At 67.2% G+C, this 13,723-nt stretch carries 11 protein-coding genes; 4 read left to right on the plus strand and 7 right to left on the minus strand.

The window, feature by feature from the left end; all coding sequences use genetic code 11:
- Positions 1–39 precede the first annotated feature (39 nt).
- Both AC1RRR_RS15130 and AC1RRR_RS15135 read right to left on the minus strand, forming a co-directional pair.
- On the minus strand, positions 40–618 hold the full coding sequence (locus tag AC1RRR_RS15130) for a cob(I)yrinic acid a,c-diamide adenosyltransferase (protein WP_492814298.1): 579 nt from the start codon (positions 616–618) through the stop codon (positions 40–42).
- A 9-nt stretch (positions 619–627) separates the two neighbouring features.
- A complete protein-coding gene (locus AC1RRR_RS15135) occupies positions 628–834 on the minus strand; it encodes a twin transmembrane helix small protein (RefSeq protein WP_454714078.1) in 207 nt (68 codons plus the stop codon).
- A 366-nt stretch (positions 835–1,200) separates the two neighbouring features.
- Here AC1RRR_RS15135 and AC1RRR_RS15140 point away from each other — a divergent pair, with 366 nt between their 5' ends.
- The 3 genes from AC1RRR_RS15140 to AC1RRR_RS15150 all read left to right on the plus strand — a co-directional run bounded on the left by AC1RRR_RS15140 (position 1,201) and on the right by AC1RRR_RS15150 (position 2,767).
- Positions 1,201–1,431, plus strand: coding sequence for a CC0731 family SpdR-regulated protein (locus AC1RRR_RS15140; protein ID WP_454714079.1), 231 nt, complete (start codon positions 1,201–1,203; stop codon positions 1,429–1,431).
- Positions 1,428–2,075: a TetR family transcriptional regulator gene (locus AC1RRR_RS15145; protein ID WP_454758625.1), complete on the plus strand. Its 648-nt coding sequence runs from the start codon at positions 1,428–1,430 to the stop codon at positions 2,073–2,075. Before AC1RRR_RS15140 ends, AC1RRR_RS15145 begins: the two co-directional genes overlap by 4 nt.
- A gap of 83 nt (positions 2,076–2,158) precedes the next feature.
- Entirely contained in the window at positions 2,159–2,767 is a 609-nt protein-coding gene (locus tag AC1RRR_RS15150) for a TetR/AcrR family transcriptional regulator (RefSeq protein ID WP_492814301.1), read from the plus strand.
- 6 nt (positions 2,768–2,773) lie between these two features.
- On the opposite strand, the gene AC1RRR_RS15155 is transcribed toward AC1RRR_RS15150, so the two are convergent.
- From AC1RRR_RS15155 to AC1RRR_RS15165, 3 genes are all read right to left on the minus strand, one after another.
- Positions 2,774–3,274 (minus strand): SRPBCC family protein, encoded by a 501-nt coding sequence (locus tag AC1RRR_RS15155; protein ID WP_492814303.1) that lies wholly within the window; start codon positions 3,272–3,274, stop codon positions 2,774–2,776.
- Positions 3,271–3,603 (minus strand): ArsR/SmtB family transcription factor, encoded by a 333-nt coding sequence (locus tag AC1RRR_RS15160; protein WP_492814304.1) that lies wholly within the window; start codon positions 3,601–3,603, stop codon positions 3,271–3,273. The genes AC1RRR_RS15155 and AC1RRR_RS15160 overlap by 4 nt, the downstream gene beginning before the upstream one ends.
- 97 nt (positions 3,604–3,700) lie before the next feature.
- Positions 3,701–4,744 (minus strand): NAD(P)-dependent alcohol dehydrogenase, encoded by a 1,044-nt coding sequence (locus tag AC1RRR_RS15165; RefSeq protein WP_492814306.1) that lies wholly within the window; start codon positions 4,742–4,744, stop codon positions 3,701–3,703.
- Between the two features lie 201 nt (positions 4,745–4,945).
- On the opposite strand from AC1RRR_RS15165, the gene AC1RRR_RS15170 reads away from it, so the two are divergent.
- A complete protein-coding gene (locus tag AC1RRR_RS15170) occupies positions 4,946–5,854 on the plus strand; it encodes an AraC family transcriptional regulator (protein WP_492814307.1) in 909 nt (302 codons plus the stop codon).
- A 2-nt stretch (positions 5,855–5,856) separates the two neighbouring features.
- Here the strand turns inward: AC1RRR_RS15170 and AC1RRR_RS15175 are convergent, their stop codons facing one another.
- Positions 5,857–7,857, minus strand: a complete 2,001-nt coding sequence (locus AC1RRR_RS15175; protein ID WP_492814308.1) for a response regulator — start codon at positions 7,855–7,857, stop codon at positions 5,857–5,859.
- A 2-nt stretch (positions 7,858–7,859) separates the two neighbouring features.
- Positions 7,860–13,709, minus strand: coding sequence for a HAMP domain-containing protein (locus tag AC1RRR_RS15180; protein WP_492814310.1), 5,850 nt, complete (start codon positions 13,707–13,709; stop codon positions 7,860–7,862).
- Positions 13,710–13,723: the final 14 nt, after the last annotated feature.

Consider the following 13,723-nt stretch of genomic DNA (forward strand, 5'->3'; position numbering starts at 1 on the left):
TGACGGGTTTGGTTTGAGGTGACGAGTGGAATTAGCGACCTACCGCGTCGCGCCCGGCTTCCACAGCACGTCCGCGCTCCCCTTGTCGTTGCTCCACCGCGCGGCGACGAACAGCAGGTCCGACAGCCGGTTCAGGTACTTGATCGCCGGGGCGCCCACGATCTCGCCTTCCATCCCCGACAACGCCACGCAGGTCCGCTCCGCCCGGCGGCAGACCGTGCGCGCCACGTGCAGCGCCGCCGCCGCCGGCGACCCGGCAGGGAGCACGAACGACGTCAGCGGCTGCATCTCGCCGTTCAGCAGGTCGATCTCCTGCTCCAGCCGGTCGACCTGGCTGTCGAGGATGCGCAGCGGCTCCCACTCGGGCTTGCCGTGCTGCTCGGGCGTGGCGAGATCCGCGCCCAGGTCGAAGAGGTCGTTCTGGATGCGCTCCAGGATCGCGTCGAGCACCGCATCCGCGCCGGTGTGCTGCCGCGCCATGCCGATCGCGGCGTTGGTCTCGTCGACCCCGCCATAGGCTTCGACCCGCAGCGAGGCCTTGCTGACCGGCGCGCCGGTGGCCAGGCGCGTCGAGCCGCCGTCGCCGGTCCGGGTGTAGATGCGGTTCAGCGTGACCATGCTCGCCTCTTAAGCGCCGCCCTTGCGCCACCAGAAGGCCGCGGCGACCAGCACGATGATGGCGATGAACTGCAGCAGCACGCGCAGCCGCATCATCTTGTTGGAATAGGAGCGCCCGAAGTCGCCGCCCCGGAACAGGGCGTACAGGCCCACGCCGAGGGCGATCAGGACCGCCAGCAAAGCGGCGGGAACGAGGAAGTCGAAGAGGTGGCTCATGGGCGCGGAAGATAGGCCGCGCCGCACCGCTTAGCCATACATCCCGGAGCCGTAAGGAAGCTGGGGCGTTACGCGCCTTCAGGTTAGCGACTCAGTTCGGTGACCATCGTCCGTTGAGTCAATTCGGCGAACCTGTTCGGTGAGCCCATTTGTCGCAGTGACGCTTTGAGAGCGCTCCCATATCTATGCCGTACGCCAAAGTTCGGTGATTTGAGTTCGTTTTCGCGGTTGCAATGCGCTTCCCCTGGCGTTATTGCGCCGCCTTCCTATTTTCAGTGCGCGTTCGTTGAACATGATCAACCTCCCCCACCGCGGATCGGTTCGACGCTTATTCACTCACCCCAGCGGGGGTAGGAGCTAACCGCAATGGCCCAGAGCGCTCTGCTCTCGACCAACGCCGGCGTCTCCGCGAACGATCGCGAAGAAGCCATGGCCGAAGTCCGCCAACTGATCACCGACCTGCGCGACGCCGCGCAAGACGGTCGCCAGCTGGCCCGCCGTTATGCCGACGTCCTGCAAAACGTCGTCGACGAGTACTGCATTGAATTCGAGAAGCGCGCCGAGGCCGCTCTCGCCCGTCTGGAGGCCGCCGCATGAGCTTTGTGTCCGTCAATATCGAGCCGGCCACCGACTCGCCCGTGAAGCTGACCCGCCGGGCCCTGGCCAAGCAGCGCACCCGTGAGCGCGTCCTGGCCGCCGCCCGCCGCCTGTTCAGCGAGCGCGGCTACGAAGGCGCCACCATCCGTGACATCGCCCAGGCCGCCGGCATGTCGACCGGCGCCGTGTTCGCCAGCTTCGCCGACAAGTCGGAGCTGTTCGAAGAAATCCTGACCGCCGACTACGAAGTCATCTACGCCCAGATGACCCAGGCCTCGCGCACCGCCAAGACGATCGACGAAGCCCTGATGGGTCTGTTCGGCGTCGCCTACGGCTTCCACGTCGAGCAACTGCCGCTGCTGCGCGCCAGCATCGCCGTGTCGTGGACCCGTTCGGAAGCCGCCGAGCGCCGCGCCCGCACGGATCTGAAGCACATCTTCCGCCTGATCGCCGACGCCCTGCAACGCGGCGTCGAAGAAGGTCAGTTGAAGAAAGATATCGACGCCAAGCTCTTGGCTGAGATCACCTGGGACGTGTATGTCGCCAACTATCGCCGCGCCGTCTACGACGGGTGGTCGGTTGAGGCTCTGCTGGCGCGGCTTTCGGAACAACTGAAAGTCATCTTCGCAGGGGCCCGCGCCTAACCAAGTCCGGAGGTCGCTCCGTTCGGGGGAACGGGGCGGCCTGCGATTGAACAATGACGCTAGCGTGTTCGAGGGGGACGTGCGTGGGCGTAAGAGATGATCAAAAGGCGGCGACCCGGGAACGGGTGCTTGAGGCCGCCCGAGACCTCTTCAACGAGGTTGGCTACGAGGAGACCACCATCCGCGCCATCGCGGAGCGGGCCGGTGTCTCCGTCGGTAGCGTGTTCACCACCTTCGCCTCCAAGGCGGAGGTGCTGAGCCATGTCATGACCCACCGGTTGAGCGAGCTCTATGCCGAGTTCGACCGGGTGGTGCCGTATCTGCGCGGCAGCACGGCCGACCGCCTGTGCTCGATCTTCGCCATCCACTACGAGTTCGAGACCCGGCGGGCCAAGCTATTCCTGGCCCACATCGCCGCCTCGTATAATCCCAGCAACGACCCGGGCGTCACGCCCTACGGCCGCAATCCGCGCCTGACCCAGATGCTGCTGGACGTCCTGGAAGAGGGCGTGCGCAAGGGCGAGGTGCGGGGCGACCTGGATCTGCGCCTGATCGTCGACACGCTGAAGGCCGCCTATGCCTGGAACTACCGCATGACGGCGGCCGCCGGCGGGACCCTGCCGGCGGCCGAGATGTCGGCGGTGATGGACAAGCAGATCGGCGTGATCGCCGAGGGGTGGAAGCCGCGGTAGGGGCGGCTAGAGCCGCTCCTCCCACCCGTACTTGCGGTCCAGCTTGGTGATCTGGCTGGTGAAGCCCATGACCGCCATCTTGGTCCAGTGCGGGTCGCGGTGTGGGTGGATGGTGACCACCATGCGGGCCTCTTCGCCCTTGGGGTAGAAGTCGACCTCGATGACGCTCTCATAGGTCTCCATGCCCGGCACGAAGTCGATGTCGTGGGTCAGGACGAGGCGCGTCGTCGGCTTGAACGTGGTGTAGCGGCCGTGGGTGTTGTGCGAGATCGGCTGGCCCATCTGCTTCATGGCCGCGATGGCGTCGGGCGCGTCGGCGATCATGTCATAGGTCAGCTTACCGCCCTCGCGCGGCTCCAGGGCGTGGACCTCGACGCGGAAGCCTTCCGGGCCCCACCACGACTCGAAGCCGTCCTTGGTGGCCCACAGGGCCCACAGGTCCTCGACGCTGGCGCGGTAGGTGCGTTCGACGACCACGATGGCCTGGGGTTCGGCGGTGTCGGTCATGCCTTGGGTTCCTTGGATTGTTGGCGTTTCTCGAGCGCGGCCCCGAAGCGGTCGAGGCGGGCCTCCCACAGCTGCCGGTAGCCGGCCAGCCAGGCCTCGAGCTCCTGGAAGGGTTCGGGCTTGAGGGCGTAGAGGCGGCGTTGGCCGTCGGGGCGCACCGTAACGAACCCCGCCTCGTGCAGGATCCGCAGGTGGCGCGAGACGCCGGACTGGTGGATGCCGGCGACCTCGACGATGTCGTTCACCTGGCGCTCGCCATGGCGCAGCGCGTCGATGATGAGGCGACGCTTGGGGTCGGCCAGGGTTTCGAAGGGATCGGTTTGCATCATGATGCATATGCATATAAGTGCATATACCGAGGCGTCAAGAGACCGCCGCGAGCGTGAGCTCACGGCGGTCCTTTTGATCAGCGGATAGCGAAGGCCCTTACAGCGTCGCCATGTCGATCACGAAGCGGTAGCGCACGTCGCTCTTGGCCATGCGCTTGTAGGCCTCGTTGATCTGATCGATGGCGATGACCTCGATGTCGGCGACGATGTTGTTCGCGCCGCAGAAGTCGAGCATCTCCTGGGTTTCCTTGATCGAGCCGATCATCGAGCCGGCCAGGGTGCGGCGGCCGGGGATCAGCGCGAAGGCGTTCAGCGGCACGGGCTCTTCCGGCGCGCCGACCAGGACCATGGTCCCGTCGACCTTCAGGAGGTTCAGGTAGCTGCCCCAGTCGATGTCGGCCGAGACGGTGCAGATCAGCAGGTCGAATTCACCGGCCAGGGTCTCGAAGGTCTTCGCGTCGCTGGTGGCGTAGTAGTGGTCCGCGCCCATCTTCAGGCCGTCGGCCTGCTTGGACAGGGTCTGGCTTAGCACGGTGACTTCCGCGCCCATGGCGTGGGCCAGCTTGACGCCCATGTGGCCAAGACCGCCCATGCCCAGGATCGCGACCTTCTTGCCGGGGCCGGCATTCCAGTGGCGCAGGGGCGAGTACAGGGTGATGCCGGCGCACAGCAGCGGGGCGGCGGCGTCCAGGGCTAGGTTGCCGGGGATCGACAGGACGTAGTCTTCCTTGACCACCATGTGGTCGGAATAGCCGCCATAGGTCGGGGTGTCCGAACCCGGCTCGAAGCCGCTGTAGGTCAGGACCAGACCCGGCTGGTACTGCTCGCGGTCCAGGTCGCGGGCTTCCTTGCAGGTGACGCAGCTGTCGACGAAGCAGCCGACGCCGACATGGTCGCCTTCCTTGAACTTGGTGACGTTGGAGCCGACGGCGGTGACGACGCCCGCGACCTCGTGGCCGGGGACGATCGGATAGACGCTCTGGCCCCAGCCGTTGTCGACCATGTGGATGTCGGAGTGGCAGACGCCGCAGTACTTGATCGAGATGACGACGTCGTCGGGATTGGGCGCGCGGCGTTCGAAGCTGAACGGCGCCAGGGGCGCGCCGGCGGCGGGGGCCGCATAGCCTTTAGCGGTGGCCATTCGGGATTTTCCTTGGAAAGCGTGGGAGGCCTCGATCGGGGAGGATCGGGCGACCGGAGATGTGCCACGCGCCGAGGCGCCGCCGTTATGCCGATCCTGCAAAGCTCATGCACGATCCTGCAAAACGCGGCCGGAGCGGTTTTCGGCGGCCTCGCGGGGGCGTAGAGCTGAAGCCGTCCGAAAGCCTTGGAAACCAAGCCCTTGAGCGCTCCCACCCTTGCCGATGTCTATGCCGAGATCGCCCAGATCGTCGCCCGTTACGCCAAGGAGGACGCGATCGAGTCGCCGATCGACGGCCTGTTCATCGTCAAGCGCAGCTCGCCCACCCAGCCCCTGCACGCCCATCAGAGGCCGTCCTTCTGGCTGGTCGCCCAGGGCCGCAAGTGCGTGAAGCTGGGCGAGGACGAGCTGCACTACGGCGTCGGCGACTGCCTGCTGGTGGCGCTGGACATGCCGATGACCTCGCGCATCACCCACGCCACCGAGGCAGAGCCGCACCTGTGCGTCGGGGTCGAGATCAATCCGGCCCGGCTGGCCGAGCTGATGGGCCGCCTGCCGCCCGAGACCGCCGCCCCGATCGACGGGATCCGTGGCGTGGCGGTCACCAAGGCCGCGCCGGCCCTGCTGGACGCCACCCTGCGGCTGCTGCGCCTGCTGGACCGTCCCCAGGACGTGGCGGGCCTGGCTCCGCTGATCGAGCAGGAGATCCTCTATCACCTGCTGAGCGGTCCGTGCGGCGCGCGGCTGCTGCACATCACCCTGGCCGAGGGCCACGGGCACCGCGTCACCCGCGCGGTCGCCTGGCTGCGCGACCACTTCGCCGCCACTCTGCGCATCGAGGCTTTGGCCGACCATGTGGGCATGAGCGAGAGCTCGCTGCACCACCACTTCAAGGCCGTCACCGGCATGACGCCGATGCAGTACCAGAAGCAGCTGCGGCTCTATGAGGCCCGCCGGCTGATGCTGGTCGAGGGCCTGGACGTCGGAGCGGCCGGCTTCAATGTCGGCTATCAGAGCCCCTCGCAGTTCAGCCGGGAATACCGCCGCCTCTACGGCCTGCCGCCGGCGCGGGACATCGAGGTGCTGCGGACGCCGGTGGCGGCGGAGTAGCCTTAAGCGTCCAGCACCGACCGCACCTTGGCGGCCAGCGACGGCGAGTCATACGGCTTGTCCAGCATCGGATATTCATCCGCCCAATCGATGGCCTCCTCGCCGATGAAGCCGGAGGTCAGCAGCACCTTCAGGTCCGGATTGCCAACCCGGGCCTTGCGGGCCAGGTCCAGGCCGCTGACGCCGCCGGGCATGACCACGTCCGAGAACAGCATCTCGAAGGCCGCGCCGCCCTTCAGTCGGCGCAGGGCGCTGGCGGCGTTGTTGGCGGTCGTGACACGGTAGCCCAGCGACTCCAGCGTATCGACCGCCAGGGCCAGCAGGGCCGGGTCGTCCTCGACCACCAGGATATGCTCCGAACCCGTCGCATCTTCGGAGGGCGTGACCGGGGCGGCTTCGACCGGCGCTGGGGCCGCGATGGCGGGCAGGGTGATCTGGAAGGCCGCGCCTTCGCCAGGGGCGGTGACCACCGTCACCTCGCCGCCCGACTGCTGGACGAAGCCATAGACCTGCGACAGGCCCAGGCCCGAGCCCTTGCCGACGTCCTTGGTGGTGAAGAACGGCTCGAAGATCCGCGAGGCGACGTCGGTGGCCATGCCGGGGCCGGTGTCGCGGACCACCAGGCGGTGGCGGCCGGCCGGGTCGGCCTGGATGCTGATGGTGATGCCGCCGGCGCCGTCCATGGCGTCGCGGGCGTTGACGGCCAGGTTCAGCAGGGCGCTTTCCATCTGGGCCGGGTCGATATGGACGAAGGCCGGGGCCTCGCCCGGCTCCCACTGCACCGACACCGCTTCGCCGACCGCCTGCTTGATCAGGGGGGAGAAGTCGCGGACCAGGTCGTTCAGGTCGACGGCCGCCGGGTCCAGGCGTTGGCGACGCGAGAAGGCCAGCAGCTGGCGGGTCAGGGCCGCGCCGCGCTCGGTGGCCTGGCGCACGGCCCGCACCTGGCGGTCGAAGGCGAAACCCTCGCCGCAGCGGCGCTGGATCAAGTCGACATTGCCCAGGATTACGGTCAGCAGGTTGTTGAAGTCGTGGGCGACGCCGCCGGTCAGCTGACCGACCGTCTCCATCTTGCGGGCGTGGCCCAGGGCCTCTTCCAGGGCGCGGCGCTCGGTATTGTCCAGCAGGGTGCCGAACACCACGGCCGCCCCGGTGTCGGGATCCTCGCTGAGAATGCCCTGATCGATCAAGGACTTGTAGGTGCCGTCGGCGCACAGCCAGCGGTACTCGCAGGTGTAGGAGCCGGCCCGACGGGCCTCTTCCTGGGCGCGCGCGACGATGTGCTGGTCGTCGGGATGGACCTGGCCGTAACCGAAGTCGGGGTCCTCGGTGAAGTCGGCGGCGTCGTAGCCGGTCAGGCCCTTGATGCTGTCGCTGACCGAAATGGCCGCATACGGAGGATCGGCCATCCGCGAATAGAACACGATCGGCAGGGCGCGCTGGATGGCCTGCTGGCGGCGCAGGCTGGCCTGCAGCGAACGCTCGGCCTCCAGCTTCTCGGCCTGGACGCGGGCGTTCTCTTCCAGCAGGCGCTGGCGGATCTCCAGCTCGTTGGCCAGCTCGACGCGTTTCAGATGCAGGTCGACCAGCACCTGCACCTTGGAGCGCAGGATGAACGGGTCCACCGGCTTGAACACCACGTCCACGGCCCCGGCCGAATAGGCCTTGAAGATGTGGCCTTCGTCGCGGAACACCGCCGTCAGGAACACGATCGGCACGTCGCGGGTGCGGCGCCGCTCGCGGATCAGGGCGGCGGTCTCGTAGCCGTCCATGCCGGGCATGTGCAGGTCCAGCAGGATCACCGCGAAGTCGTCGTGCAGCAGCTTGCGCAGCGCCTCGGGCCCCGAGCGGGCGATGACCAGCTCCTGACCCAGGGCCTCCAGCGCCTGGCTGGCGGCGAAGGCGTTGCGCTCGTCGTCGTCGACGATCAGCACCTTGGCCCGCGGTCGGTCGACCGGGACAGGCTCTGGCGGGAACTGGACCGCGGGGGTGGAGGTCATCATGTTCACTGGAGCGCGCCGGCCGGGGCGAGGCTGGCCAGGGTCACGATGTTGTCGCCGGCCATCTTACGGGCGTCGGCGCGCTGCACCGAGACCCGCAGGACCGAGATCAGCTGGTCCAGGTCGACGGGCTTGGACACATAGTCCGAGGCCCCGGCCTGGATGCACTTCTGGCGGTCACCCTTCATGGCCTTGGCGGTGACGGCCACCACCGGCAGGTCCATGAACCGCGAGCGCGAGCGGATCTCGCGCATGGTCTCGTAGCCGTCCATGTCGGGCATCATGATGTCCACGAGGACCATGTCGACCGAGGGCAGGCTATCCAGCAGTTCCAGCCCCGCGCGGCCGCTTTCGGCGTAGCGCAGCTCGATGCCGTACTCCTCCAGGGCGCTGGCCAGGGAGAAGATGTTGCGGATGTCGTCGTCGATGACCACGGCGGTGCGGCCGGTCAGGACTGCGTCAGCGTGCTTGGTCCGGGTCAGCATGGCGCGGGCCGTGTCGGGCAGGCGCTCGACCGGGGCGTGCTGGATCAGGGCCACGTGGTCGATCAGCTGCTCGGCCGTGCGGGCGATACGGGCGGCGCCGGTAAAGACCGACAGGCGCAGGCGGCGCTCGTCCTCGGCGTCCAGGTCGCTGGCGGCATAGAGCACCGTCGAGCCCGAGACCGCGCCGCGTTGCTTGAGCAGGTCCAGGGTCGCGCCGACGGAGCCGCCGCCCACCGCCACGACCAGACAGCCCTGTTCGCCGGTGAAGGCTTCGGGCGGCAGGGCGTCGAGAGCGGTCTCGGTGCGGACCGTGCCGAACACGGTCTTGAGCAGCTCGGCCGTGGTCTTGTCGCCGCCGACCAGGATCGGGGTGCGTTCGGGCTGGTCGGCCAGGCGGCGCACGCGGTCCAGGGTGGAAACCACCGCCTCCTGCTCGACCGGCTTGCTGGTGAAGCCCAGGGCGCCCATCGACAGCGACAGGCCGCCACGATCGTCGGCCGAGATCACCTGCACCGGGATGTGCCGGGTTTCGGGCGTGCGCTTGAGCAGATCGAGCAGCGCCAGGCCGTCCATGTCGGGCAGGCCGACATCCAGCAGGATGGCCTCGGGGGCGAAGCGGCGGGCCAGGGACGGCACCGAGGAGCCCTCGCTGGTCACCACGCCCTTGAAGCCGTTGTCGCGGGCCAGGGCCAGCAGGATCGAGGCGAAGCGCGGATCATCCTCGACGATCAGCACGGTCGGGTCCTCGGGCGTGACCGTGTCGCGGTCGTCGATCACGCTCTCGACCGGCTCGTACGACGGGGCGTCGGCGGTCGAGAAGGTGAAGGTCGAGGACGGGGCGGACGGCGCGCGCGGCGACAGCAGCGGCGAGGGCTGGGCCGTCGGGCTGAAGTTCAGCGGCAGGTACAGGGTGAAGGTCGAGCCCTCGCCCGGGGTTGAGACGACCTTCAGCTCACCGCCCAGCAGGCGGGTGATCTCGCGGCTGATCGACAGGCCCAGGCCCGTGCCGCCGTACTTGCGGCTGGTGGTGCCGTCGGCCTGCTGGAAGGCCTCGAAGATGATCCGCTGCTTGTCCTCGGGGATGCCGATGCCGGTGTCGGCGACCTCGAAGGCCAGCACCTGGCCGGCCTTGTTCAGGTGGTCGTTGCTCAGCGCCCAGCCGGACTCGGCGCGGCGCACGGCCAGCTTGACCGAGCCGGCCTGGGTGAACTTGAAGGCGTTGGACAGCAGGTTCTTGATGACCTGCTGCAGGCGCTTGTCGTCGGTGTACATGGCCGGCGGCAGGGCCGGGTCGATGTCGATGCCGAAGTCCAGCTTTTTGTCCTGGGCCAGCTGGGCGAAGGTGCGCTGGGTCTGGTCGCGCAGGGACGCGAACGGCATCTGGCCGATGTCCAGGGTGACGGTGCCGCTTTCGATCTTGGACAGGTCGAGGATGTCGTTGATCAGGCCCAAGAGGTCGGCGCCGGCCGAGTGGATGTTCTTAGAGAACTCCACCTGCTTGTCGCTGAGGTTGCCCTGCGCGTTCTCGCTGAGCATCTTCGACAGGATAAGCAGGCTGTTCAGCGGCGTGCGCAGTTCGTGGCTCATATTGGCCAGGAATTCGGACTTGTACTTGGAGGTCAGGGCCAGCTGTTCGGCCTTCTCCTCCAGCGCCGCCTTGGCCTGTTCGACCTCGGCGTTCTTGGCTTCCACCTGCTTGTTCTGGGCCGACAGCAGGACGGCCTTGTCCTCCAGTTCGGCGTTGGTGGTCTGCAGCTCGTCCTGTTTGGAGCGCAGCAGTTCCTCGGATTGGCGGAGGCTGGTGGCCTGCAGTTCGAGGCGGTCGTTGGTCTTTTTCAGCTCTTCCTGTTGAGCCTGCAGTTCCGAGGTCAGCAGCTGGGATTGTTCCAGCAGGCCTTCGGTCCGCATGTTGGCGGCGATGGTCGACAGCACGATGCCGATGGATTCCATCAGCTGGTCCAGGAACGCCTGCTGGGTCTCGTTGAACTCGCCGAAGCTGGCCAGCTCGATCACCGCCTTCAGCTCGCCTTCGAACAGGGCGGGCAGGACGATGATGCTGCGCGGGGCGCTTTCGCCGAGTCCTGAGCTGACCTTGACGTAGTCCTTGGGGACGTTGGTCAGCAGGATGCGTTCCTTCTCGGCCGCGCACTGACCGATCAGGCCTTCGCGCAGGTGCAGCTGGCCCGCCGGGGGCTTGCGGCGATTGCCGGCATAGCTGGCGGCCAGGTTCAGCACCGCCTCGCCGGCCTCGTTGGTGTCGGAGACGTAGAACACCCCGTGCTGGGCGTTGATCAGCGGGGCCAGCTCGGAGAGGACCAGGTTCGACACGGTCGACAGGTCGCGCTCGCCCTGCAGCATGCGGCTGAACCGGGCCAGGTTGGTCTTCAGCCAGTCCTGCTCGGTGTTCTTCAGAGTCTGATCCTTCAGGTTACGGATCATCTCGTTGATGTTGTCCTTGAGCGCGGCCACTTCGCCCGAGGCTTCCACGGTGATCGACCGCGTCAGGTCGCCCTTGGTCACGGCCGTCGACACCTCGGCGATGGCGCGGACCTGGGTGGTCAGGTTGGCGGCCAGCTCGTTGACGTTGTCGGTCAGGTCGCGCCACAGGCCCGCGGCCCCGGGCACGCGGGCCTGGCCGCCCAGCTTGCCTTCCGAACCCACTTCACGGGCCACGTTGGTCACCTGGTCGGCGAAGGTGGCCAGGGTCTCGATCATGCCGTTGATGGTGTCGGCCAGCGAGGCGATCTCGCCCTTGGCGTCCAGGGTCAGCTTGCGCTTGAGGTTGCCTTGCGCGACCGAGGTCACGACGTCGGCGATGTTCCGGACCTGGCCGGTCAGGTTGGCGGCCATCATGTTGACGTTGTCAGTCAGGTCCTTCCAGGTGCCGGCCACGCCGGGCACCTGGGCCTGGCCGCCCAGCTTGCCTTCCGTACCCACTTCGCGGGCCAGACGGGTCACTTCGCTGGCGAAGCCGTTCAGCTGATCGACCATGACGTTGATGGTCGACTTCAGTTCAAGGATCTCGCCCTTCACGTCGACGGTGATCTTCTTGGAAAGGTCGCCCTTGGCGACGGCGGTCGTCACGTCGGCGATGTTGCGGACCTGGCCGGTCAGGTTGGCGGCCATGAAGTTGACGTTGTCGGTCAGGTCCTTCCAGGCGCCGGTCACGCCCTTCACCTGAGCCTGGCCGCCCAGCTTGCCTTCGGTGCCGACTTCCCGCGCCACGCGGGTCACTTCCGACGAGAAGCTGTTCAGCTGGTCCACCATGACGTTGATGGTGTTCTTCAGCTCCAGGATCTCGCCCTTCACGTCGACGGTGATCTTCTTGGACAAGTCGCCCATGGCGACGGCGGTGGTCACCTCGGCGATGTTGCGGACCTGGCCGGTCAGGTTGCCGGCCATCAGGTTGACGTTGTCGGTCAGTTCCTTCCAGGCGCCGCCGACGCCCTTCACCTGGGCCTGGCCGCCCAGCTTGCCTTCGGTGCCGACTTCGCGGGCCACACGAGTCACTTCCGAGGCGAAGGCGTTCAGCTGGTCGACCATGATGTTGATGGTCGACTTCAGCTCCAGGATCTCGCCTTTCACGTCGACGGTGATCTTCTTGGAGAGGTCGCCATTGGCCACGGCGGTCGTGACGTCGGCGATGTTGCGGACCTGGCCGGTCAGGTTGGCGGCCATGAAGTTGACGTTGTCGGTCAGGTCCTTCCAGGCGCCGGTGACGCCCTTGACCTGGGCCTGGCCGCCCAGCTTGCCTTCCGTGCCGACTTCGCGGGCCACGCGGGTCACTTCCGAGCTGAACGAGTTGAGCTGGTCCACCATGGTGTTGATGGTGTTCTTCAGCTCCAGGATCTCGCCCTTCACGTCGACGGTGATCTTCTTGGACAGGTCGCCCATGGCGACGGCGGTGGTCACCTCGGCGATGTTACGGACCTGGCCGGTCAGGTTGCCGGCCATCAGGTTGACGTTGTCGGTCAGCTCCTTCCAGGTGCCGCCCACGCCGGTGACGTTGGCCTGGCCGCCCAGCTTGCCTTCGGTGCCGACTTCGCGGGCCACGCGCGTCACTTCCGAGGCGAAGGCGTTCAGCTGATCGACCATGACGTTGATGGTCGACTTGAGTTCGAGGATCTCGCCCTTCACGTCGACGGTGATCTTCTTGGAGAGGTCGCCATTGGCGACGGCGGTCGTCACCTCGGCGATGTTGCGCACCTGGCCGGTCAGGTTGGCGGCCATGAAGTTGACGTTGTCGGTCAGGTCCTTCCAGGTGCCGGCGACGCCTTCCACGCGCGCCTGGCCGCCCAGCTTGCCTTCCGTGCCGACTTCGCGCGCCACGCGGGTCACTTCCGAGGCGAAGCCGTTCAGCTGGTCCACCATGGTGTTGATGGTGTCCTTCAGCTCCAGGATTTCGCCGCGCACGTCGACGGTGATCTTCTTGGAGAGGTCGCCGCGGGCCACGGCGGTGGTCACCTCGGCGATGTTGCGGACCTGGCCTGTCAGGTTGCCGGCCATCAGGTTGACGTTGTCGGTCAGCTCCTTCCAGGCGCCGGTGACGCCCTTCACCTGGGCCTGGCCGCCCAGCTTGCCTTCCGTGCCCACTTCCCGGGCCACGCGGGTCACTTCCGAGGCGAAGCTGTTGAGCTGGTCCACCATGGTGTTGATGGTGTTCTTCAGCTCCAGCACCTCGCCCTTCACGTCGACGGTGATCTTACGGCTCAAGTCGCCGTTGGCGACGGCGGTGGTCACTTCGGCGATGTTGCGGACCTGGCCGGTCAGGTTGCCGGCCATCAGGTTGACGTTGTCGGTGAGGTCCTTCCAGGCGCCGGTGACGCCCTTGACCTGGGCCTGGCCGCCCAGCTTGCCCTCGGTGCCGACTTCCCGCGCCACGCGGGTGACTTCCGAGGCGAAGCTGCCCAGCTGGCCCACCATGGTGTTGACGACCTTGCCGGTGCGCAGGAACTCGCCGCGCAGGGGTCGGTCCTCGTTCTCCAGGTCCATGGTCTGGGAAAGGTCGCCATTGGCCACGGCGCCAATGACGCGGGCCATTTCGGCGGTCGGGTGCACCATGTCGGTGATCAGGCTGTTGACGGCCTCGACGCTCTCGGCCCAGGCGCCCACGGCGCCCGGCAGCTGGGCGCGCTGGTTGATCTTGCCCTGGCGGCCGACCACGTCGCGCAGCCGTTCGAACTCTTTGGAGATCCGGTCGTTTAGATCGACAGCATCGTTGAAGGCCTCGGCCAGCTCGCCGTCCAGCCCCGACAGGTCGGTCGGCAGGCGGACCGAGAAGTCGCCGCGGCGGAACGCGCGCAGCGCCGCCAGCAGCTGATGGCCGTCGAGCTCGCGGCCACTGGCGGACCGCTCCATAACGCCTTGCATATGCATGCACCCCC

It is taken from the genome of Caulobacter sp. GW821-FHT12D05, from assembly GCF_058807295.1.

What these genes read in the sequence shown, in the direction of transcription:
- AC1RRR_RS15175 (WP_492814308.1), bottom strand. Translation starts at nt 7,857, where the DNA reads ATGATGACCTCCACCCCCGCGGTCCAGTTCCCGCCAGAGCCTGTCCCG.
- AC1RRR_RS15180 (WP_492814310.1), bottom strand. Translation starts at nt 13,709, where the DNA reads ATGCAAGGCGTTATGGAGCGGTCCGCCAGTGGCCGCGAGCTCGACGGC.
- AC1RRR_RS15130 (WP_492814298.1), bottom strand. Translation starts at nt 618, where the DNA reads ATGGTCACGCTGAACCGCATCTACACCCGGACCGGCGACGGCGGCTCG.
- AC1RRR_RS15160 (WP_492814304.1), bottom strand. Translation starts at nt 3,603, where the DNA reads ATGATGCAAACCGATCCCTTCGAAACCCTGGCCGACCCCAAGCGTCGC.
- AC1RRR_RS15140 (WP_454714079.1), top strand. Translation starts at nt 1,201, where the DNA reads ATGGCCCAGAGCGCTCTGCTCTCGACCAACGCCGGCGTCTCCGCGAAC.
- AC1RRR_RS15155 (WP_492814303.1), bottom strand. Translation starts at nt 3,274, where the DNA reads ATGACCGACACCGCCGAACCCCAGGCCATCGTGGTCGTCGAACGCACC.
- AC1RRR_RS15135 (WP_454714078.1), bottom strand. Translation starts at nt 834, where the DNA reads ATGAGCCACCTCTTCGACTTCCTCGTTCCCGCCGCTTTGCTGGCGGTC.
- AC1RRR_RS15165 (WP_492814306.1), bottom strand. Translation starts at nt 4,744, where the DNA reads ATGGCCACCGCTAAAGGCTATGCGGCCCCCGCCGCCGGCGCGCCCCTG.
- AC1RRR_RS15145 (WP_454758625.1), top strand. Translation starts at nt 1,428, where the DNA reads ATGAGCTTTGTGTCCGTCAATATCGAGCCGGCCACCGACTCGCCCGTG.